The sequence below is a fragment of the Phycisphaerales bacterium genome, from assembly GCA_020852515.1.
Classification (GTDB): Bacteria; Planctomycetota; Phycisphaerae; order Phycisphaerales; family UBA5793; genus UBA5793.
In genome coordinates, this window is sequence record JADZAS010000011.1 from 24,526 (window position 1) to 47,736 (window position 23,211).

General features: G+C 65.2%; 14 protein-coding genes. 6 read left to right on the forward strand and 8 right to left on the reverse strand.

Annotated elements, in window-relative coordinates; genetic code table 11:
- Positions 1-45: 45 nt before the first annotated feature.
- The 3 genes from IT430_04965 to IT430_04975 all read left to right on the forward strand — a co-directional run bounded on the left by IT430_04965 (position 46) and on the right by IT430_04975 (position 1,965).
- On the forward strand, positions 46-498 hold the full coding sequence (locus tag IT430_04965) for a hypothetical protein (protein MCC6907273.1): 453 nt from the start codon (positions 46-48) through the stop codon (positions 496-498).
- A gap of 121 nt (positions 499-619) precedes the next feature.
- Positions 620-1,540: an AAA family ATPase gene (locus tag IT430_04970; protein ID MCC6907274.1), complete on the forward strand. Its 921-nt coding sequence runs from the start codon at positions 620-622 to the stop codon at positions 1,538-1,540.
- Positions 1,537-1,965, forward strand: a complete 429-nt coding sequence (locus IT430_04975) for a hypothetical protein (GenBank protein MCC6907275.1) — start codon at positions 1,537-1,539, stop codon at positions 1,963-1,965. The genes IT430_04970 and IT430_04975 overlap by 4 nt, the downstream gene beginning before the upstream one ends.
- 13 nt (positions 1,966-1,978) lie before the next feature.
- Here the strand turns inward: IT430_04975 and IT430_04980 are convergent, their stop codons facing one another.
- From IT430_04980 to IT430_04995, 4 genes are all read right to left on the reverse strand, one after another.
- Entirely contained in the window at positions 1,979-3,289 is a 1,311-nt protein-coding gene (locus IT430_04980) for a hypothetical protein (protein ID MCC6907276.1), read from the reverse strand.
- Positions 3,290-3,566: 277 nt separating this feature from the next.
- The gene (locus tag IT430_04985) at positions 3,567-4,898 is read right to left on the reverse strand and encodes a hypothetical protein (GenBank protein MCC6907277.1); all 1,332 of its coding nucleotides are present in this window, start codon (positions 4,896-4,898) and stop codon (positions 3,567-3,569) included.
- A 609-nt stretch (positions 4,899-5,507) separates the two neighbouring features.
- The gene (locus IT430_04990) at positions 5,508-7,478 is read right to left on the reverse strand and encodes a transketolase (GenBank protein MCC6907278.1); all 1,971 of its coding nucleotides are present in this window, start codon (positions 7,476-7,478) and stop codon (positions 5,508-5,510) included.
- A 243-nt stretch (positions 7,479-7,721) separates the two neighbouring features.
- On the reverse strand, positions 7,722-8,705 hold the full coding sequence (locus tag IT430_04995) for a hypothetical protein (GenBank protein ID MCC6907279.1): 984 nt from the start codon (positions 8,703-8,705) through the stop codon (positions 7,722-7,724).
- 302 nt (positions 8,706-9,007) lie between these two features.
- Between IT430_04995 and IT430_05000 the strand changes: the two genes are divergently transcribed.
- Complete coding sequence (locus IT430_05000; GenBank protein ID MCC6907280.1) at positions 9,008-15,097, forward strand: hypothetical protein; 6,090 nt, start codon at positions 9,008-9,010, stop codon at positions 15,095-15,097.
- Here IT430_05000 and IT430_05005 read toward each other — a convergent pair.
- The 4 genes from IT430_05005 to IT430_05020 form a co-directional block, all read right to left on the reverse strand.
- Positions 15,094-16,638 (reverse strand): hypothetical protein, encoded by a 1,545-nt coding sequence (locus IT430_05005; protein ID MCC6907281.1) that lies wholly within the window; start codon positions 16,636-16,638, stop codon positions 15,094-15,096. The two genes, IT430_05000 and IT430_05005, sit on opposite strands and share 4 nt — an antisense overlap.
- On the reverse strand, positions 16,635-18,086 hold the full coding sequence (locus tag IT430_05010) for a sigma-54-dependent Fis family transcriptional regulator (protein ID MCC6907282.1): 1,452 nt from the start codon (positions 18,084-18,086) through the stop codon (positions 16,635-16,637). Before IT430_05010 ends, IT430_05005 begins: the two co-directional genes overlap by 4 nt.
- Positions 18,087-18,095: 9 nt before the next feature.
- Entirely contained in the window at positions 18,096-19,532 is a 1,437-nt protein-coding gene (locus tag IT430_05015) for a HAMP domain-containing protein (protein ID MCC6907283.1), read from the reverse strand.
- A gap of 244 nt (positions 19,533-19,776) precedes the next feature.
- Complete coding sequence (locus IT430_05020; GenBank protein MCC6907284.1) at positions 19,777-20,565, reverse strand: prepilin-type N-terminal cleavage/methylation domain-containing protein; 789 nt, start codon at positions 20,563-20,565, stop codon at positions 19,777-19,779.
- Positions 20,566-21,048: 483 nt separating this feature from the next.
- Here IT430_05020 and IT430_05025 point away from each other — a divergent pair, with 483 nt between their 5' ends.
- Both IT430_05025 and IT430_05030 read left to right on the forward strand, forming a co-directional pair.
- Complete coding sequence (locus tag IT430_05025) at positions 21,049-21,474, forward strand: hypothetical protein (GenBank protein ID MCC6907285.1); 426 nt, start codon at positions 21,049-21,051, stop codon at positions 21,472-21,474.
- Positions 21,475-21,668: 194 nt separating this feature from the next.
- Positions 21,669-23,108, forward strand: a complete 1,440-nt coding sequence (locus tag IT430_05030) for a VCBS repeat-containing protein (protein MCC6907286.1) — start codon at positions 21,669-21,671, stop codon at positions 23,106-23,108.
- The last annotated feature ends 103 nt before the right edge of the window (positions 23,109-23,211 follow it).

The following is a 23,211-nucleotide window of genomic DNA, read 5'->3' on the forward strand; positions in this document are numbered from 1 at the left end:
GAGGTTCCGATGGCCCGGCCCCGTTGCCCGCCGTACCGTTTGTCCATGACTGAAGCGCTCGAGCGGCCGTCGTGTCTGTCGATCATCATCAGCGATGCCGTCTACCGCGATGAGGTGACCAAGAAGCTCATCATCGTCGGCACGTTCAACACGATCCACGCGCAGGCCTTCCCGCACCGGCACGACCATATGAACGTCCTGTTTTCGCTGACGAGCGGGCGGCGGACGTACGAAGTCGCCCTGGCGATCGAAAATGGGAGCAGCGGCACCGCGCTGACCGAGATCAAGGGCCCGATGCGCCTCGACAACCCGCTGCACATTACGGATGTCAACGTCGAATTGCGCCACCTCGAGTTCCCCGAGCCGGGCAAGTACTGGGTGACGCTCCGCGTGGACGGGGAGATCATCTGCCAGCGGCCGTTCATGGTCGCCGGACCCGGCGCCCAACCCGACCTGGGGCCGCAGTCGCTCATCGAAGGCGAGCCTGAGACGGAGTGAGCGACGGAGGCGGAGCGGCGCAAAGCAGTCATCGCGCCGGCGGTCGACGGCCGATATGATGCAAGGCGCAAAGATTGCCGCAACTCCCATCCACGTTTCTTGATTCACCTGGCGGGGCGACATGGCTGCGACTCGAACCATCGCGTTTATGAACCAGAAGGGCGGCGTGGGCAAGACGACCACCGCCGTCAATCTTGCCGCCGCCCTGGCCCGCGCGGGCCGCACCGTCGGCGTGATTGACCTCGACCCACAGGCGCATCTCACGCTGCACCTGGGCGTCGAAGTGCCGCCGGAAGGCGCCTCGGTGTATGACGTGCTGGTGGACGACGACATCCGGGTGGAGGATGCGCTCGTCAAGGTCAGCAACGACGTCTTCGTGCTGCCCGCCGAAACCGACCTCGCGGCGGCCGAGGTCGAACTCGCTCAAGCCCCCGATCGCACAGCCCGCCTGGCGCGCAAGTGTGCCGCGTGCGCGACCATCCGGCACCTCGATTTTCTGCTCATCGACTGCCCGCCGAGCCTGGGCCTGCTCACGCTCAACGCGCTCGTGCTGGCCCGCGAGGTGATGGTGCCCATGCAGGCTCACTTCCTGGCGCTGCAGGGATTGAGCAAACTGCTCGAAACCGTGTCGCTCATCAGTGCGGATGTGAACCCCGCGCTGCGCGTCAGCGGGGTGCTGCTGTGCATGTTCGAAGGCCAGACCCGGCTGGCCTCCGAGGTTGTGAGCGATCTCGAGGCCTTCTTCGCATCGTGCCGCGACCAGCCCGTTCCGTGGCGTCAGTGCGAGGTGATCAAGCCGCCGGTGCGACGAAATATCAAACTGGCGGAGAGTCCGAGTTTCGGCGCATCGATCTTTGATTACGATGCGCACTGCCCCGGCGCGGAGGACTACCAGAATCTTGCCGCCTCGATCATGCGCCAGGCCGCGCCGGCGCCAGATCTCTCGGAAGCATCGCCGCCCGCCGTGGTCGTCACCGATTCGATTTCCAACTCGCCGGCGCCGATCGAGGTCGGCGCGGGAGAATCCGGCGAGCGGAGATGATTACCACAACCGTCGGTTGGATGGAATCAGTCAAGCCGGGCATCTGGCGCGGCGTGGCGCTGGCGTACTTCATTGCCCTGACCACCGGCACGCACTGGCCGAGCCTGCGCATCGGGGCGCCGGGGCCGATCCCGCTGGACAAAATCCTCCACGCGTTGGCGTTCTGCGGGTTGGCCGGGCTCCTGATGCTTGCTCGCATCGCCGACCGGAGCGCCTGCCGCGCCTTTTCGGCGCGCAACATCTGGCGCAGCGCGCTGCTGGCGCTGATCCTCGGTGCGATTGATGAACTCACGCAGGCGCTGCCGGGTCAGGACCGCTTTCCGGGCTGGCCGGATTTTGCAGCCAACACCGTGGGCATTGCCATCGCGCTGGCGGTGGCGATGTTGGTCTTCCGGCCCGCGTCCGGCGCGCGGACAAACCCCTGAGGCGACTGCGTCCTTACGGAATGAAGATCTGCATCTGGCTGCGGATCGCCCACTGACCATCGTCGCCCATGGCGTCGGCGAGGAGGTTCTGCGCCCCGCCGGCCGCGGGAATCTGGTCGAACGCGTAGACCCAGTCGGTGGTCCACTTCCAGCCGTGCCGTCGGAAGTAATAGTTGAATCCCAGGGCGAGCAGCGAGACCTCGGCATCCACGGAGACGCCGGCCACCGCCCCGTCGAAGTCGTACCACTCGTAGCGGCCGAACAACTCGAACTTGTCGGGAACGAGGTGATAGCCGCCCTGCACCACGAAACCGATCTGGTCGTAGCCCGGCAGCGCGCTGTCGTTGGGGCTGGTGTGCAGGCCGACCACATAGCCGGCGAGGTGGGCCGGCTGCATTTCGAGCGAGGCGTCAACGGTCCACATCAGCGTCTCGAGTTCATCGGGACCCGTGCCGTACTCTCCGTCCTGCCAGTGCACCGCGGCGCCCAGGAGCAGGCCCGGATCGTCGGTGGACCATGTGGTCCAGTCGCTGAACTGGCTCCACGAGCCGCCGATGAGCGCCTGCAGGCGCGAGGTAACCGCCCACTCGACGCCGTCGGCGCCGAACGCGGTGTTCTTGTTGAGCGTGTTGGCGCCAGTGACGGATGGCCTGACGCCGTCGTTGAACGAGATCCAGAAATCGATGATGTCGCCGCGGTAGTTGAGCCACGTGCCTTGGGTGCGGTTGATGGTGGTCAGCGCGTGCACGTATGAGCGCTCGACGGCGAGGGTGTTCGTGTCGCCGAGCAGGTCTTCGCGCATGAAGGGGGCCTTACCCTGTCCCCAGCCCCACTGCCACCCTCCGCCGAGATTCCACGCGAACTTGGCGTCATCGAGCACCAGTGCGCCGCCGTTCTTGTCGAACGCGGCCTGGAACGCGTAGGTCAGATCCGGCGAACCCGCGTGTCCGGTAGCGCCAATGACCGTGCGGCTTTCTTCAAAGCCGAATGTGCTGCGGTCGGGGCTCTGCCTGTCGTTGTAGGCGGCGCGGAACTGCGTGTACAGGTAGAGATTGACATCGAAGGAGCCGTCCTCGTTGGAGAGGAAGAATCCCTTGCCCTCTCGGAAGCCGGCCAGCGCGCCGTTCTGGAGCAGGCTCGATCTCGTCTCGCTGTCGGCGAGGGCTTCGGAAACCAGCCCGCGCGTCTCTTCCGCTGTGAGCCACGAAGTGTGATCGTTTTTCAACTCTGCGATCTGCGCTTCGATCGCTGCGATGCGCGCATCAAGGTCGGGCCCGCCGGCCGCTGCCGCGCTCGCGCCGACCAGCGATCCGCCAACCATCACGCATCCGATCCATCCACCTTGACGCATGGTGCTCCTCTCGTCAGATCTGCCCGGCGGCGGAGCGAAAGGCGGCACTTGCCGCGGGTTCAACGGGATATCCCGCTCCGTCGGGCTGCATTATCTGCACCGTCGGGCCGACGAATCAAACGCGGAGGTCAAAGCGGCGCGCTGAACGGGGTGAAATTCCCGCTCACGGCCCAAGGTGCGAAAAAAGACAATCGGCCGGTTCGGAGAACCGGCCGATTGATGAGGTCTTGACGAGTCAGACCGGCCGCGATTACGGAATCGTGACCTGCATCTGGCTGCGGAGAGCCCACTGATCCTCGTCGGTGCCGGCATCGGCAAGCAGGCCGAGGTTGCTGGCGCCGACCGGGATGGTGTCCAGAGCCCACACGAGATCGGTGGTCCACTTCCAGCCGTGCTGACGGCCGAAGTAGTAGTTGAAGCCGAAGGTGACGAGGCTGAGTTCGTCCTCGGCCACGGCGCCATCGAGGTCCATCCACTCCCAGCGTCCGAAGATCTCGAACTTGTCGGGCACGATGTGGTAGCCGCCCTGAACGACGACGCCGAACTGATCGAAATCGGCTCCGCCGGTGGCGTTGGGATCAGTGCTCAGGCCGACGATGTAGCCGGCGAGGTTGGCAGCGCCGAATTCGGCCGAGGCGTCCACGGTCCACGAGAAGGACTGGACTTCTTCGCCGCCCGTGCCGTATTCGCCGTCCTGCCAGTGAATGGCGCCACCGAGGAGCACGCCGGTCTCGTCCGTGGACCACGAGGTGTAGTCGTTGAACTGAGCCTTGGTGCCGGCGAGGACCGCCTCGACGCGAGCCGTGAAGGCCCACTCGGTGCCGTCAGCAGCGAACGGCGTGTTCAGGTTTCCGGCGTTGATGCCGGCGGGGCTGACCACGGCGCCATCATTGAACGACACCCAGAAGTCCACGGTGTCGTTGGCGTAGTGCAGCCAGGTGCCCTGGGTGTAGCCGGTGCCGAACCAGGCTTCGACGTAGGACTTGTCAACCGCGAGAGTCTGGAACTCGCCGCCAAGGGTCTCGTGAAGGAAGGGTGCCTTCGCCTGACCCCAGCCCCAGTCCCAGCCATTGCCCAGAGCCCAGTTGCCGTAGGCATCGAGCAGCACGAAGGCGCCGCCGTCTACGTTGAAGTCGCCCTGGATGAAGTAGGTCAAGTCCGGGTTGCCGGCATGGCCGTCAAACGTAAGGCGGGTGCGGGAGTTTTCCCACCCGAAGGTGCTCTCGTCAGCGGAATCCTTCTCATTGTAGATGCCGCGGAACTGGCTCTTGATGCCGATGTTGACATCGAACGAGCCGTCCTCATTGCTGAGGAAGAAGCCGTGGCCTTCGCGGTAGCCGGCGGTGCCGCCGTTCTGCAGCAGGCTGGCGCGGGTCTCGCTGTCCGCGAGGGTTTCGCGGACGAGGGCGCGGGTCTGCTCGGCATTGAGCCAGGAGGCGCTGTCATTGCGGAGCTGCGCGATCTGGGATTCAAGCGCGGCGATTCGTGCGTCAGTGTCTGGGGTGGAACCGCCGTAGCACACGCCAGCCACCATGGCTGACGCAGCACCCGCAAGCACTCCAACCTTCTTGTTGAGACTCATGTCTACTCCTTCAACGAATCGGGGCTGGTTTTGTGAGAGTGCCCCTTGGTCATCCACCCGTCCGACGACGCTGAAACCAACAAGGTCCAGCAGGACGTGTATTTTTCCAACCAATCAAACCAATCGGTCCGCCGCTCGCTGTTTCGCCGGCTCCAACCAGCCGATACGAACGGCGTCATGATTCCAAGTTCTCAGCGATGCGGTGTCGCCTCACGAGACGCGTGCCAACTAAGAACTGAGGCCTACCCGCCTGGTTTCCCGAGCGTTGCGGTTCCTGTCTGGGTTGTCACTTGCAGATCGCAGCCCATCCTCGATTCGACACATCGCACCCTGGCGTGCAGCCGGATCGATTCACCCTTGTGAAGACGTTCGCAGAACTCAAACTGTTCCGTAACTTCGTATATTCTCGACACCCTCTATCGGGCCGTCAAGTCGAACCGGGTAAACATTTCCAAACCCGGTAACTCACACTATTTTCGACCTATGCCAAGGCACGCCTGTTGTTTTTCTGCCCAAATTCGGCCAACATTTCTCGCAACTGCCTCGAAACAAAGAACTTGGGCAACCAGGAATCGGCGCTTCACCTGAGCCGATAACCATACCTCGGACTCACAATTCCACGACTTGAAGCATCCGGCAGGCTCGCTGGATGATGTCCGTCGCGTGCAGCCCGCAGAGCTTGAGTTCGTCATCAGCCGTTCGGGCCGACTTGGGAATCCGGCGGACGAACATCTGCTCCAGGGTGAACGAGCCGCCGTCTTCCGTCAGTGCATCGGCCACGGCCGAGCCGATTCCGCCGCCGTAATTGTCCTCGATGGTCAGGATCATGCCGTTGTTCGCGTTGGCCAGGTCGAGCAGTTTCTCGGTGTCGAACGGCAGCGAATAGAGATCGACGAGCGTGGCGTCGATGCCGGCCTTGTCCAGCGCATCGAGGCACTTGTTCGCCTCGTGCACCATGTAGCCGCTGGCCACAATGAGCAGGTCGCGGCCCTCCGTGAGCACCTCGAAGCCGCCGAGATTGAAGACCGTGTTGTCGTCATAGAGGAACTCGGTGTCGTTGCGCAAGGTGCGCATGTAGCACAGGCCCTCGTATTCGGCCATGACCATCGTCAGCGCGTAGGCGGCAAAGGCGTCAGCCGGCTGGAGCAGGTAGCAGCCGGGATTGCCGCGGTGATCGCGCATGGTGGAGAGGCTTCGGAACCAGGCGACGTCGGGCAGCGCCATCTGGCTCGGGCCATCCGCGGCCAGCGAGATGCCGGCGTGCGAGCCGACGATCTTCAGGTTCGCGCCTGAGTTCATTGCCATTTCGATCTGGTCGTAGCCGCGCGTGACGAATTTTGCGAACGTGGAGCAGAAGGGGGTCTTGCCTGCGGCGCTCAGGCCGGCGCCGACGGAGAACATGTTCTGCTCGGCGATGCGGCACTCGTAGAACCGGCTGGCGAGTTCGGAGTCCTTGGCAAATGTCTCGGCGAATGTCGAGTTTTTCACGTCGGCGTCGAGCGCGACCACATCTGCATTTGCGTGCCCGAGGGTGCGAAGCGCCACGCCGTATGCCTTGCGCGTGGCCCACGAGCCCTTCTGCACGATCGAGAGCATGTCGTAGCGGCGCATGGCGTCGGTAAAGGTGGGCGTGTCGCCCGGCTCGGCCGGCGTCGGCGCGGCACCTGTGGGCGCCGTGATGCGGAAGAAGTTATCCGGCACGCCGATGCTCCTGACGAGTTCCACGCGGCGCTCGTCGAGTTCGGCCTTGGCCTTGTTGAGCGCTTCGCCGCTGGCGGGCTTGCCGTGCCAGTTGCCCGACTGCATCGTCGCCGATCCCCAGCCCTTGACAGTGCGGGCGACGATGGCCATGGGTTTGCCGCTGTCGGCCTGCTCGACAAAGTGTTGCAGGCTCTTTTTGATCGCCTCGGGGTCATGGCCGTCGATCACGCCAACTTCGTACCCTGCGGCCTGGAGCTTCTTCGTGAGCGTCTCGGCCGACTGCTGGGGCGAGACCTTGTCGGACTGGCCGGCTCCGTTGCAGTTGAAAATCGGCAGGACTGAACTCAGTTTGTGGTCGGCGATGAAGTCAATCGCTTCCCAGATCTGCCCTTCGCGCGACTCGCCGTCGCCAATCAGGCAGTAAATGCGCCGATCGAGGCCGTCGGCTTTGGCCGCGAGCGCGAGCCCGGCCGCGACGCTCAGGCCTTGGCCGAGCGATCCGGTGGCGGCGTCGAAGAACGGGAAGCCCTCCATGGGATTGGGATGGCCGTCGAGTTCCGAGGCCGTCGCCCGCAGCAGTTTGAGGTCCTCAAGGGTCACCGGCCGGAGATTGTCAGGCGAGCCGAAGTAGCCGCCGATATCGGCAAACGCCGCGTAGATGATGGGCACCGCGTGGCCCTCGCTGAGCACGAGGCGATCGGAGCGGGGGTCGGCGGGGTTCTTGGGATCCCATCGCATCGTCTGGTACATGAGAACCGTGACGATGTGGCCCAGGCTCATGGCGCTGCTCGGGTGCCCGCTGCCGGCGGCGGCCGTCATGTCCAGCGAGAGTTTGTCGAGGTGAATGGCCTTGGCGTGGACGGCTGCTTCAAAAGACATAGAGGTTGGTCCCTTCGTTTGCTGGAGCGCGAGCCGGGCTCGAGCGCTCCCACGAGATGCTTCACGTGTGCCACGCGCCACTGCCCTTAATCGCAACAGTATCGCCCCCGGCAGGTCAGCGGCAAGGCGAATCCTCCGTTTCGCGAATAACCTCTCGATTTTCCGGTCTTTGTCCCAAACGCGCAACAGAACCGCCGGCCTCGCGGCGGCCGGCGGCGCGGATGGGGCGCGGCAGTGAGCGCGTCAGTTGATCCAGGTGGCCACGACGGTGCTCGCCTGGCCGGGCTGGAGCACCTGGAACCACACATCGCGGCCGCGCGCGTTGGCCGGGATGGGCAGGCGCCATGAGACGGCCCCGCTGGCGTCGGCGTTCCGCGCCGGGCCGGCCTGGATGGGATTGCGAATTCCCGCCGTGACGTTGAGTTGCGGGATGTAGACCTGTCCGAGTCCGGTCAGGCTGTAGATGAGGTACGAGCGACTCGCAGGCGCGCCGCCGACGGCTGAGAAATCGGCGCTCTGCCCGCCGACGAGTTGCCCGACGGTGAGCTTGAACGGGTTGGGTCGCACGGTTGTGAGGGCAAAGTCGTATTCGACGACCTCGCCCTGCGGGCCGCGATAGCCCGGGATGCGCACGGTGCCCAGCGAAGGTTCGCCATCGGCGAGACCGACGAAGGCGCCGATGAGAACCGAGTCGCCCGAGCCGGCTTTGTAGAACTCGATCGTGTCGATGGGCGTCTGCGAGACAAAGCCCTGGCCGACCGCGAACACGCCGTCGAGACTTCCGCTGTAGCGCATGACGGTCGCGATGAGTTGCCCGCCCGAATACAGCTTCATGGCCGCCTGGGAGGCAATCGAAAGCGAGCCGTAATAGACATAGAAGGAGTAGATGGGCGTGGAGAACTGCCAGGTGGAGCCCGGGCCACTGGTGGCGTAGAGCGGCGCATCGGAGACCCAGCCGAAGGGGATGCTCGCATCGCGCAGCGCGCCACCGCCGTCGTTACGCGTGACAGTCAGCTGCGTCACGCCGAGGTCGATGGTGACGGTCTGCGGGGTGAGATCGCCCTTGTCGTCCATGCCGGGATAGAACGAGTCGAAGGCGAAGCGCTGTACCTGGTCGGCGTTGTAGAGCCAGTTTTCCAGGTCGCTGGAGAATTCCTGCACCTGGGCGTGGGCCGGCCCCGCCTGAACGAACACCAGAGCCGCACACAATGCCGTTGCCGCTGCCATGCGCATGATTCGAGTCCTTCCGCGTCTGTAGTTTGGCGCATCGCTCACAATGCGCGGCGAGTCAGCGCCGGCGCTGCACTCCACCGCATCAAGGGTGCCACCATTCGGGGCGGCGTCGAGCGAGACGACGGCGGCGCGGACCAATATGTGCCGGTGGTATCGATCGCGCCGTCTGCACCGGCGTCATACCGGACTTTGCCTGTTGTCGGCGGACTGCCGGGGAAACCGGCCGGAACGGGTAAGATTGACCGGGTTCATGCGTCCTGATCTGTTGACGCGACTATCCGGGATGGAGAAGCACCATGTCTGCAACGCCTGCCGCCGCCCGCATCCTGCCGGATCGCGGTGCCGTACTGATTCGTTCTCTGCTGCTGGCCGTGCTGATGCTGGGCCTGCTGGGCGTCCGAGGGGCGCTGGCTCAGGACAGCCGCTATGAGGCCCTCAAGCAGCAGGCTGAGCAGTTCTACGCCGAGAAGTCCTACAGCCGAGCCCACGAACTTTACGAGCAGGCACAGAAGGTTGATGTGCCCGCCGCGGAGCAGCGCTGGGTGCGCTTTCGCCTTGCTGACACGCTGTGGCGCGCGGCGCCGGACGACGTGGCCGACGACGCGGTCAAAACCGCGCGCAAACAACTGACGGCACTGGTCGATGAAATCGATCGGATGGAGGATCGCGACCTCGTCTGGGCCGCGGCGAACGAATCGCTGGGCGACTCGTGGCTGCAGGGCGCCCGCCGCGCCAACGCCCGCGAGGCCTGGCCGTTTTATGCGCAGGCGCTCCAGTGGTGGGGCTCGAGCAGCGACATCGACGCGGCGCGCGACCGCTACATCTCCATGGTCTGGCGGGCGCTTGATGCCGAGGGCGGCGACTGGAGCTGGCGCGGCCGCTCCCCGGTCGTCCCGCTCGACGTGCTGCGCAACGTGCTTGAGATCGCGCAGAATGACTCCGACCGCACTCGCGCGCATTTTGAGATCGCGATGAAAATGCGCTACGTGACCGGCCGCGACCCTCGCCCGATCCAGCAGGTGACCGAGCATTTCGAAGCTGCGCTCGAGACCGATGCCCGCGACTCACGCTACGTGGACGCGTTGATGGCCTACGCGGAATGGTGCACGCGATACGGCCAGATCGAAGTGCTCGAGAGCGGCCAATGGACCTGGAAGCCCGACTACGTTCGCGCCGCCGAACTCTACAAGCGCCTGCTCGACGAGTTCAAGGCCGAGGAGATCGATCGCGACGAGGTAGTGCGGCGTTACAACGAAATCGTCCTGCCTGCGCTCGACGTGTACGTGAGCCATGCGTTCCTGCCGAACTCCGAGATTGCCTTCGACGCGCAGTGGCGCAACGTGAAGCAGATCGACTTCATCCTGTATCGCGTCAACCTGCGCGAGCGGACGGCGCTGACCGGCGCTATGAAGTCTGGTGAGCAGGACAACCGGCGCCGCTACTACGGCAGCGCGGTTGACGGGTGGATCCGCCACGTGGATCTGAACGGCGCTGAAGTCGCACGAAGGTGGTCAAAGCAGACCGGCGACACCGGCCGTCACGAGCCGATGTCTGATCAGATTCGACTCGAAGAGCCACTTCCGGCCGGCGCGTACATTCTCGTGGCGCAGGCGGGGGCTGATCTTCGCGTGGTCGATCTTGTGCTGGTGAGCGACCTGGCGGTGGTCTCCAAGCGCCGGGGCAACGACGTGCTGCTGTATGCCTGCGATGCACTGACCGGCGCCCCGGCCCCGGACGTGCAGTTTCGCGCGTGGGACCTCGCCGCGCCGGACGAAAAGTGGACGGGCAACAGTTACACCGCTGCGGCCGATTCGCACGGCATCGCCCATCTGCAGGCCAAGCCCGCGACCGGCTCTTCGGAGAATGTGAGTCTGCTCATTCTCGCCGGCGACGGCGCGCGGCAGACGTTTCTCACGTCCTACGAGGGCTACTGGTGGGACCGCAGCGACGAGAGCGTGCAGTGGCGCATCTACGCGCACAGCGATCGGCCGGCCTACCGCCCCGGCGACACGGCCAACTACCGCTTCGTGGCGCGCACGTGGAGCCCGAACGGCTGGACCACTCCCGCGGAACGGACGCTGCACTATCGCATCGTCGATCCGCGCGACACGGCGGTCTTCGAAGGCGAGACTGCGCTGAGCGAGTTCGGAAGCGCGTTCGCATCGCTGCAACTCCAGTCCGACTGGCCGCTGGGCGAATACACGATTCGCTTCAGCACGCTCGACGCGGCCGGGGATGAAAGCCAGGTGGCGTCCGCGACGCTGTTTCGTGTCGAGGAATACAAACTGCCCGAGTTCATTGTGACCGTCAAGCCGCTCGAAGACGACGAAGGCCAGCCGCACCTGTTTCGCATGGGCGACGTGGTGACGGCCGACATCGTCGCCGAGTACTACTTCGGCGGGCCCGTGGCGAGCGCCGACGTCGAAGTCGTTGTCAAGCAGCGGCCGTTCTGGCAGACATACGAGCCGCCGCGCCCCTACCCGTGGCTCTACGAAGATGCGAACCGGTGGAACTCCTACGGCTGGTGGAGCGGTGAGACGATCAAGACCGAAACGCTCAAGACCGACTCGGAGGGCCGGGCTCGCATCACCTTTGAGACGCCCTTCGACGCGGACCAGGACTACGAGTACACGATAGAAGCGCGCGTGACCGACCTCTCGCGGCGCGAGATCACCGGAAGCGGCAGCGTGCGCGTGACGCGGCAGAGTTACTTCGTTTATCCGGAAGTGGCGCACAAGATTCACCGGCCCGGCGACAAGATCGAGACCAGCATCAAGGCGCTCGACCCCAACGGATCTCCCGTGGCCGTGGAAGGCACGGTGACGGTGATGCGCCAGTGGTGGGATGAGGTGTGGGTCGATCCCGCCGGCCGCGAAGTCCTGCTCGACGGCGTCGAGCGATTGCGCGAGCAGTACGGAGTCTTTCCGCCTCCGCCGCGCCCCGAGGAGCACCACCGGTGGCAGCCGATCTTCCGCGGCTATCGCTCCGAGAAAGTGACTTCGGAGAAGGTGACGACGGACGAAGACGGCGAGGCGACGTTTACCTTCACCGCGCAGCGCGAGGGCTACTACATCATCGAGTGGGCCAGCCCGGACCCGCCGCTCGTGCCCGTCACCGCGCAGACCGCGGCGTGGGTGACGACGCAGCAGACCGCCAGCCTCGGCTACCACAACGACGGCGTCGAACTCATCGTGGACAAGGACACCTTTGCGCTGGGCGCGACGGCTCCGGTCATGATCTCCACGTCGTCGAGCAACCGCTACGTGCTGTTCACGATCGAAGGCGAGGAGTTGTACGACTGGCAACTCGTGCACGTGGCCGGCAACGTGAAACTGCTCAACATCGAGGTGCGCGAAGCGTACATCCCCAATGTGTTCCTCGCCGCGGCGATGGTGAGCGGCGCGGCGATGGCCGAGTCAAGCCAGGAGATCATCATCCCGCCGGTGGAGCAATTCCTCAACGTCGCCGTCAAGGCGGATCAGGAGATGTACGAACCCGGCGCCGAGGGCACGCTCCAGATCACGACGACAGATCAGCAGGGCCGGCCCGTTGCCGCCGAGGTCGCGGTGTCGGTGTTTGATGAATCGGTGCTGTACATCCAGAGCGCGTACGCCGGCGACCCGCGCGCGTTCTTTTACGACCGCAAGCAGCGCAACGCCGTCACGACCGACGGCAGCCTGGAAGAACTGCCGCTGATTCGCCTTGTCAAAACCGAGTCGGGCCGGTATGAGGATGCGCGGTTCGCGGCAGAAAAGAAGGAAGGCGCCCGGAGCAACGCCGCCGTCGGATTCGAGGGCGGAGGCGGCGGTTCAACGGGCAACTTCTTCCGCGATGACGACGGAGGAGCAACGTCCTTTGAGGGAGCCGCCGCGTACCGGATGGCCAGCCCGGCGTCTAAGGCCGCGGGCAGTCCCCCGCCGCCGCCGCCCGCCGGATCGCCCGAGCAGGGCCAGCCGCCGGCCGACATTGTCGTCCGCACTGACTTCCGCGCCACGGCGTTCTGGGACGCCCGCGTGATCACTGATGACAGCGGCACGGCCACCGTCACCGTCCCCTACCCGCAAACCCTCACGCGCTGGAAGGCCGAGGCGCGCGCCAACACGACGGGCGCGAGGTTCGGCATGGGGGAGACCACGGCGCGCACCAACAAGCCCATCACCGTGCGCATCCAGGGACCGCGCTTCATTACCGTCGGCGATGAGTTCGTCATCTCCTACATCGTTCGCAACAACACGGACGAGCGCATCTCGCAATTGCCCTTTGTTGACATGGAGGGCCTGATCTATCGCGGCCGGCGCGGCGGAGACGGCAACTACCACGATCGGCTCGCGCCAGGCGCGGGGCGCGTCATCGACGCAGGCGGCGAGACACGATTCGATCTCAAGTTCATTGCCGATAAGAGCGGCACAGCGGCAGTCAGCGTCTCGACGAAGATCGAGGACACGGATATCTCCGATGCCGTGCGCGCCACGTTCCCGGTGCACGATCACGGCATCGACAAGTTCGTCGCCGTCTCGGGCAAGGCGCGAGGCGATCAGGCGATCGTCACGCTCGATCTGCCCGAGGCCCGGCGCGTGGGCACGACGAGCATGAGCGTGCAGGTGACGCCGAGCATGGCCGTGACGATGCTCGACGCCCTGCCGTACCTGCTCGAATATCCCTACGGCTGCGTCGAGCAGACCATGAGCCGCTTCCTGCCGGCGGTGATCGTAAACCGCACGCTGGCGGATCTCGGACTCGATGCCGAGGAGGTGGCGAAGCGCACCTTCGGCGGCATTGAGATGGTTGACGGCAAACCTGCGCAGCCGCGCGACGACGCCAAGGGACTCGACCAACTCGATGAAATCGTCGCCGCCGGCCTGAGCCGGCTTGACGACATGCAGCACGACGACGGCGGCTGGGGCTGGTGGAAAGGCGGCGAGAGCGATCGCTACATGACCGCATACGTCGTGTGGGGACTGGGCCTGGCGCGGCAGGCGGAACTCGATGTGCCCGGCGACATGATCACGCCCGGCGCCGACTATCTCGTGCAGCGGCTCAACACGGCGCGCGACGTGCCGGAACTCCAGGCGTGGATGCTGCACGCCCTGGCCGCGAGCAAGGCGACGAGCTTGCCGCTCGAATCGCACGGCGCCGTCGCGACCGCGTTCGACAACCTCTGGCAGAAGCGCGATCAACTCAGCGCCACCGGCCGCGCGCTGCTGGCCCTGAGCGCGCATCACCTCGGCAAAGCCGAGCAGGCGCAGACGCTGGCGCGCAATCTCGAAAACGGCGTGATCCGCGATGATCGCCCCGACCAGTCGATCCTCGTCAAGAACGCCGACGGCTCGCCGGCCACCGTCCTGGGCACGGCGCACTGGGGGCGAGAAAGCGGCTATCGCTACTGGTGGGACGGCGGCATCGAATCGACCACGCTGTGCCTCCGCGCACTGCTGGCCATCGCGCCCCAGAGCGAACTCATCGAACCGGCGACGAACTGGCTCATTCGCAACCGGCGCGGTGCGCAGTGGACCAACACACGCGACACCGCCATGGCCGTGCTCACGCTGTGTGACTACCTCCGCGCCAGCGGCGAACTCGAAGCCACCGGCCGCTATGAAGTGATGGTCAACGGCCGACTCGTGGGCAAGTCAGAGGTAACGCGCGAGAGCATTCTCAGCGCCCCGGCTGTGTTTGCGGTGCCTGAGGCGAGCATCCAGTCCGGCGCCAACACGATCCGCATTCGCCGCCTCGAAGGCGACACGGCGCTCTACTTCGCGGCTCAGGCGGAGTTCTTCTCAACCGAGGAGCCCGTCACGCCGGCGGGCAACGAGATCTTCGTGCGCCGCGATTACTACCGCCTCGTGCCGGCGCCCACGCTGCTCAGCGGCGTTGAGTATGTGCGCGTGCCGCTGAAGGATGAAGACCACCTCAACAGCGGCGACCGCGTCGAGGTCGTGCTCACCATCGAAGCCAAGAACGACTACGAGTATCTCGTGCTTGAGGACCTGAAGCCCGCGGGCTTTGAAGCGACGCAGATCCGCAGCGGCGAATCGATGTACATTCATCAGATCAAGAACGCCGCCGCGCAGCGGCTCTTTGCCCAGGGTGAGGCGACCGATCAGGACGGCCGGCGCGAATTCGATCCGTGGTCGATCACCGGCGACGCGAGCAATCTCACCGGCCGCTCGCGCTGGGTGCACCAGGAACTGCGCGACCGCAAGGTGGTTTTCTTCGTCGATCAACTGGGCCAGGGGTACTGGCAGGTGCGCTATGAAGCGCGTGCCGAAGTGCCCGGCCGCTTCCACGCCATGCCGCTGCTGGGCCACGCGATGTATGTGCCGGAGATCCGCGCCAACAGCAGCGAGATTCGCGTGAACGTGGAGGAACGTCCCGGGACGCCCTAGCGCCGCACGCTCCCGACGATCATGTCGATGAAGACCTTCTCGTCGAGCGAGTCGATGCGATCGTCGTGGTTCATGTCCGCCGCGGGGTTGAACAGCGGGTGGCCGGCGCTCAGCCCGCGCATCGCCTTGATAAGCGCCAGGTCGAACTGATTCACGCGACCGTCGCTGTTCACGTCGCCGGGCTTCTCGTAGCCAATCTCCGCAAGATCCAGCGAACCCATCCTGCTGTCGTAGTCAATGTCGTACAGCGCGAAGTTGCGGCCGAAGTCCCGCAGCGTCGTCTGCCCGTTGGGCTGGCCGTCGGCGTCGAATGACGTGCCGTCGGTTTGCCGGATGGCGGTCATCAGCATCTGCTGATCCTGGCTGTTGACCAGGCCGTCGCCATCGCAATCGCCCGGCTCGACTTTCGGCGCCACGTCGGTCCACGCGAAGAGGGCGTCGTTCTGGGCCTGCGCATAGGCCGTGCCCACCAGCGCGAGCACTTCCCACTGTTGGACGCGGAGGTAGTCGTCGAGTTCGCCGTGATTGCTATCGGCCCAGTCGCGGAGCAGATCAAACGGCGTGCCCTGGCCGGGATCGTTGGTGTGCTGGGCGGTGAAGCGGATCTCGGTGAGCATCTCAAGGATGCTGGTCTGATTGCCTGCGTTGAAATCGATGGGCTGGGTCGCCTGGCCGAGCAGCGCCGCCGTGCCGCTGTTGTCCAGGCCGTGAATGAGCGTGATCGTCGTCCGATCGCTCTGGAGGTCATGCTGGAAGCGCAGTTTGACGACCGGATCGTATTCGCCCGAGCGCGACCCGCCGAAAGCGCCGCTGTACCGGCTGAAGGCGTGGGTGCGCGCGAGGAAGCGACCGGAGACGATCCATGTGTCGCCGGCGTCAAAGGTGTTTGGAGTCGGATCGTTGATCGGCGTGATGGTGAGGCCGAAGCAGGCGCAGAAAGCCAGATGCATTTCTTCGCCCGAGCGCTCGACCAGCGGCGCCGTGAGCAGGTTGCCGTCGAAGTCATCGGCGGTAACGGCCGCGCGCCCGCCGACGGAGTCTTCAAATCGCCCGCCGAAGCGCGAGACGTTGCCCAGCGGGCGATTGCGGACGTTGTCGATCTCGCCGCCGGTGTCGAGGCGTGAATCAAGATCGAACTCGATGTAGCCGTACACCGGATTCAGCCCGTATCGGAACGGGTCGTACCCCTCGCCTTGGAGATTGAGCGGGCCCGGAGGATTGACTACGCCATTGAAGACCAGGTCGATGCGGAAAAGATTTGTGTCGCGCGGATCGATCCATCGGCCGCTGTAGGGGTCGGAGCTTGGCGAACTGGTGGTCCATCCGCCGTACGCCATGCCGAGGAGATCGGGAAATCCGGCCTGTGGATTGAGCGGGCCGTCGGCGCCGAGATCGGTGCGGCGGGCAACCGCATCGCCGAGGGGGTCGGCATAGGTGCGAGGATCGTCGTCGCCGAGACACGCGCCGGTGACGCACGCCGCGAGGGCCGCCGCCAGGCACAGCGAGCGCGGCGACCAGGATTGGATGGAACTGCGGCTCATGTCGCCGACACCTCCTGAATGAACTCGTCAAGCTTGTAGCGCTCAATGCGATAGCGCAGCGAACTTCGATTCATGTCCAGCAGTTTGGCGGCGCGCGAGACATTGCCGCGCGCGTGGCGCAAGGCTTCGCGGATGAGCCGCTCCTCGACGCCTTCGGCGGTAAACGAGCCGTGATCGAAGTCAAACGTCAGGTCTTCAACGCGGGCCGCCGGCCCCGATGCGGCGCTGCCGCCAGCTTCGGGCGCGGCGCCTGGGATCCTGGTGCTGCCCAGCGCCAGGTCGTGCGGCTGGACGGCGTCGCCCTCCGCCAGCAGGGCTGCCCGCTGAATGGCGTTGGCCAGTTCGCGCACGTTGCCGGGCCAGTTGTGCGCCTCGACAGCGCGTTTCGCCTCGGCGCTGAAGTGCAGTCGATCCCGGTGAAACTTGCGGGCCGCGGCGGCCAGAAGAGATTCGGCAATGAGCAGCGCATCGCCCTGCCGATCGCGCAGCGCGGGGATGGGAATGGTCAATCCACTCAATCGGTAGAACAGGTCCCGTCGAAATTCATCGCGCTCGGCGCGCTCCTTGAGGTCGTGGTTGGTCGCGGCGAGGATGCGCATGTTCACGCGCCGCTCGGTGGAGCCGCCGACGCGGCGGAAGGTGCCCTGCTCGACGACGATGAGCAGTTTGCTCTGCAACTCGATGGGCATGTCGCCGATTTCATCGAGGAAGATCGTCCCCCCGTCGGCCAGTTCGAAGAGCCCTTGGCGCGACTCGCGCGCGTCGGTGAAGGCGCCCTTTTCGTGGCCGAAGAGTTCGCCCTCGATCAGATTGGCGGGCAGCGCCGAACAATTGACGTGCACGAACGGCTCGTTGGCCTCGGCCGAGGATTCGTGGATGAACCGCGCCAGCATGCCCTTGCCCACGCCGGTTTCACCCAGCAGCAGAATCGTCGTCGGCTCCGTGCCGGACTTGACGGGCAACTGCGCGAGGCGCTGTGCCAGTTCGACCGTCTTGCGCCACGCCGGGCTGGCGCCGAGCATTTCCTTTTCGCCGCGGCTCGAACGCTCGATGCGCTCGTAGAGATCGAGACGGCTGCGCACCTTGCGGTTTTCGAGGACGCGGCCGACGACGACCTTGAGTTCCTCCATCGAAAGCGGCTTTTGCAGAAACTCATCGGCGCCCTGTTTGATTGCTTCGACAGCCGTCTCGACCGAGCCGTACGCGGTGATGACGATGACGGCCGCGCTCTGCCCTTCGGCCCGGAGGCGCTTGACGATGTCCAGGCCGTCATCCCCGCCGTGCAGGTTGAGGTCGGTAATGACGACGTCGGGCTCCTGAGCCGTGGCGATGCTCAGAGCCGGGGCGACCCGATCAGCGTCGAACACCGCGTGCCCGGCCTTGGCCAGGGTGCGTTTGATCGAATACCGCAGGTTCTCTTCGTCCTCGATGACGAGAATTTTGGCCACTTCGGGCTCCTAGGCGCCGCCTGCCACGGGGAAGGTCACGATAAAAGCCGCTCCGCCGAGGTCTGCCGAGCGATCGACGCGGATTCGCCCCCCGTGGGCGGTAATCACATTGTGCGCTACTGCAAGCCCGATGCCAGTGCCGTGCTTCTTTGTGGTGAAATGGGGCGTAAACAGGCGACCCATCGCCTCCGGCGCCACTCCGGCGCCTGAGTCTTCGACGCGGATGAACACCATCGGCCCCTGGAGGGCCTCCTCGACTCCGCCGGTGACGCGCACCGTGCCGCCTTCGGGCGCGGCCTCGATGGCATTGCTGATGATGGCGACCAGCGCATGCTCCATTTGAGCCGCGTCAACGTGAAACGACGGCGGCAGACCCGCATCGCGCAGCTCAAGCGTGATCTTTCTCGAACGGGCCATCGGAGCGTGCGAGGCCTGCAGGCTGTCGAACAGTTCGCGCGAACCGACGGTTTCGCGCTGGAGTTTCATCGGGCTCGTCGAGCGGAGCAGCTCCGCCAGCCACTTCTCGAAACGGTCAACCGCGCCGACGATGCGCGTCTGGTTCTCGGCCAGTTCGGAGTCCGCCGGCAATTCGCCCAGCGTCAGTTCCGCGAGCCCGCGGATGCCCGCGAGCGGGTTGCGCAGATTGTGGGCGAGCCGCCGCACGAGTTCACCCACGGCCGCGAGCCGCTCGCGTTCGACGAGCCGCTGCTGTGCGGCGACGACCATCTCAGCCATGTGGTTCACTTCGCCCGACAACTGGCCGAATTCGTCGGCGCTGCGCACCTCCAGCCGATAGCCGAGGTTCCCTGCGGCCAGTTCACTGGTCGCCTGCCGCAGGCTGGTGATGGGCGCCAGCACCCACCGCCGGACCAGGATCAGCGCCAGCAGCGCCACGAGCACGGAGAACGCCAGCGACGCCGCGATGATGCGCAGCAGCATAGCGCGCAGGTCACGGCCGTAGACCAGCGAGATCTCGACGTCGCGCAGCAACTGGGCCTGCACGCGCTCAATCAGTGCGTGCGTGGCTTCGAACTGCGCCTGAGCGCCGGCGCGAACGGGGTGCTCGATCGGCAGGGGCGGGGCCGTGAACGTTGCGTCCTGGTACTCTCCCATAAGACTCTTGCAGCGGCTGACCAGCGACATCAGCAGCGTCGAGGTGCTCTCACCCACGCGACGGCGAAAGCCGGGCGTCGTCCGGAGTGCCTCCACCACCGGGTCAATCTGGGCTTCGAGCGGAATGCGTTCGATCAGCGCCGGCCCGCCGTCGTTGGCTTTGTTGATCGCGGCGAGGTCATGCTCGAACGCCTGTTTGATGCGGTCGAGCTGATCAAGCACGAAGGTGAGGTCGCTGTAGGCGCTGCTGACTTCCTCACTGACGGTCTGCACGCTCCACGCGGCAAATCCCAGGCTCAGCACGACGCTAAGCCCGAGGAGCGAAATCAGCAACGCGAACTTCTGCAGCAGTTTCAAGGCACGACAGTGTAGTCAGCTGCGAGTGCGCCTCGGCAGCGTGTGAGGGTGCGTTGGTCCAATCTGTCATTGGCGCGCGCGAACGGCCCGAGGAGAGTCGGGGCGGGAATCCACAACGCAGCGTTGGCGTCCAAGGAGAGAAAACACGCCGCATGCACGCTCGTTGATGCCTGCCTGCGCAGGCATGACGGTGCTGGCGCACCCTCGGGGAAAAAAATCGTCAGCGAACGGGGCGGTAATCCCAGCGCCAGTCGGCGTCTTCGAGCGGCGAATCCGTCGCGCGAACCGAGCCATCGAGCGCCGCGATCTGCACGGTTCCGCCGTGACGCAGCGAGGGGAACCACTCCTGCCCGTCGCCATACGGCCGGCCGGGCTCGCTGGGCGCGGCCGAATAGTGCGGCGTGACGCCGCGCTCGGACGCGACGGCGCCGTCGATGTCCCACAGGAGCGGGATCTCGTCGGGCCGCGCGACGGGCGAGTTAAGGATGCGGTCGCTCAACGGCACCTGGCGGGCGATCCAGAAGCCGCCCACCAACTGCTCGGGCGAGTCCAGTTGCAGGTTGAAGGCATAGGAGACGTTTCGGGCCGGCTGCACGGCGCCGGACCGGCACGGCGTATCCGAGCGGAGGATGACCTCGCCACGCACTTCGTCGCATCCCATGACGCCGAGGTCGGCGACGCTGCCGGTGAAGATGGATCCGGGTCGCCGCCAGAATTCGTCAATCCCGTACTGCGATTCCTGGAATGTCTCGAGTCGGAACGTTGAGCCGGCATCGTCGCCGCGATTGCCGTGCAACGAGGCGTCCGCGAAGATCGCAAAATCGAACGACACGCTGCGCAGGTTGACCTGACAGGCGTAGGCGCGCGATCGCGAGCGCACGGACTGCACGCCCGGCACCAGCAGGGAGAGGAGGATTGCGATGAGCGACATTGTCACCAGCAGCTCAACCAGCGTGAAGGCGCGGCTGGAGCGGCAGTGCGTCATCTGGGCTGTGGAGGAGTCTCTCACTTCTTCGCTTCCACGCAAACAAACGCGTCGGGGCAGCGGCATAAGCCGCCGCACTTAAACGTCTATGTTATCGAAATCCACGGGCATTGCAAGCGTGTGAATCGGGGTTTCTTCCCTGATTTTCAGACACTTGCACAGGGCCATCCACATATCTGCGCGACTGTCGGCTGGCCAAAGTTTTCCGCCGCGAGGCTTCCGGCCGGCCCACGGGAGACGCCGGAATGCCGCTGTCGCTCGACGGCTCTGACGCTGATTCGTCAATATTCGCGACGCCGCTCGCTGCGAAAAACCGGCAAAACGCTGTGGAATAGCGGCTTTTCCGGCTGCGCGTCGATCCGGGTCGGCGACAGGCCGCCGCGTCTGGCACAGCCCTTGCATATCGGGCCATTCGCTGCAGCGGTGAGCCTGCAACTCACCACCTCGTGCTCGATCGTCTGAACTGTTTCACTTCAACACCATCAATGATTTCAGGAGAGTTTACCAATGTTTTCCGCTCGCAAAATCACCTCGCTTCTTTCGGTTCTCGTCCTCGCCCTCATGGCGTTCAACACCGCTTCGGCCCAGGCGAACCCCGACGACAAGATCTGGGAAGCCAACGCCACGCAGAACGGCGTCGTCCTCAAGGCCAAGTACAAGGAGTCGCCGGAGAACGGCCTGCTTGACCAGACCCTCGAGGTTCAGGTCGAGAACGCCCCGCAGAACATGACTCTGCAGATCACCATCAACGGCCGCGTCGTCGGCACCATGGTGACCAACGGCTTTGGCCGCGGCACCTTCCGCAAGGACATCTTCGGCGTCACGCCCGGCGCCGACGGCCGTCCGACCGGCCCGCGCATCAACACCGACGACGTCATCCGCGTCGGACGGGGCGGCCAGGGCATCTCGGCCACCTTCGTGCAAATTCAGTAACGCCCACCACTTCCTCCTCCTCCCGCATGCGGCGAAAGCCGCAGGCGGGCTTTTCACAACCCGCCGTTCCATCGACTAAGGCTGGGTCAGTCGGGACTGCACGTGCAATCCACCGGCCTAGGTCGGCGCCGCCCCCGGCGCCGGAAACGACGGACTTCATCGCGATTTCGAGAGACCTCGAAAGGAGAGACACGATGACACTTCGACGACGATTCCTTTTGCTCGCCCCCAGCCTGTTCCTGGGCGCCAGCGCTTTCGGGCAAGTGAGTTTCCAGGCGCCGGTTCCTTATGCCGTTGGCCCACGGCCTTCTGACTCGGCGATAGCCAATTTCGACAATGCGGGCGGCCTCGACGTGGCCGTCACCGTCGACACGCCCGACCGCGTGATCATCCTGCTCAACAGCGGGAACGGCTCGCTCAACCAGAGCGCCTCGATCCAACTGCCCAGCGGCAGCGGCGCCGGTTCGATCGTCGCGGCCGACTTCGACGGCGACACCGACGCGGACCTGGCGGTCGCTATGCAGAACACCGGGCGCGTGACGATCCTCTTTAATAACGCCGGGTCGTTCACCGTGGGCGGCTCGTTTACTGTCGGGGCGAATCCGCGCGGCTTGAGTGCGGCCGACCTGAATGGAGACACCATTGCCGATCTCGCCGTGGCCAATCGCGACAGCAACAGCGCCAGCGTGCTGATCAACAACGGCAGTGGTTCATTCGCCGTGACGACGCTGGCGGCCGGCGCCGAGCCGCGCGGCGCGGCGCTGGGCGACTTCGACGGTGACGGCGACAACGACCTGGCCGTCTCCAATCACGATGATCGCAGCATCTCGCTGTTTGCCAACAACGGCAGCGGCGCCTTCAGCCCGGCCGGCACGCTGTCCGTCGGCGGCCAGCGCCGCCCTGAGGGCATCGTCGCCGCCGATCTCAATGCGAGCGGGCGCGATGATCTCGTCGCCGCGACCAACGGCGACTTCGTCGAGAGCGCCACGGTGTTCCTGGCCACCGGCGGCATGGCCTTCAGCGGCCCCGTGCACTACCCCACCGGCGGCCTGGACACCTCCAACGTCAACGTCGCCGACATCGACTGCAGCGGATCACTCGATCTGGTCACGACCCACCAGAGTTCGGGCAACTTCGGCGTGCTGCTCAACAATGGCTCGGGCGCCTTCGGCGCTGCATCGCTGTTCGCCAGCGGCGTGAGTCCCCAATCGGCCGAAGCCGGCGACCTCGACGGCAACGGTTCGCCGGACCTCGTCGTGAGCAACCGCGACAGCAACAACATCACCGTGCACCTGAATACGACCTGCACGGGCGGGGGCTACACCCTGACCATCACCGGCACGTGCCCGGGCCAGGTAACCATCAGTTGGTCTGGCGCTACGCCCAATGCCCAGCAGGCGCTGCTGTTCGCGACTTCGCAGGGCAATTTCGTCATTCCCACCGGCCGGCCTTGCGCGGGCACGCAACTGGGCCTGAGCGCGAATCAACTGCGCGTGGTCACGCCTCCGGGGACGTTCTCGACGGGCAACGGCAGCGGCTCGATTTCAGGCAATGCCGGCGCGCAGGCGTGCGGCGGGTTCCTGCAACTCATTCAGGGCGGCTCGTGCACCACGAGCAACGTAGCCGGCCTGTGACGATACGGAAAGACGCGGGCCGCGTGGCTCAATCCACCCGTCTGCCTCTTTCCACGGATTCTTCACTCGGTTGGCGCACGGTCTCGAAAGGGGCCGTCGCGCC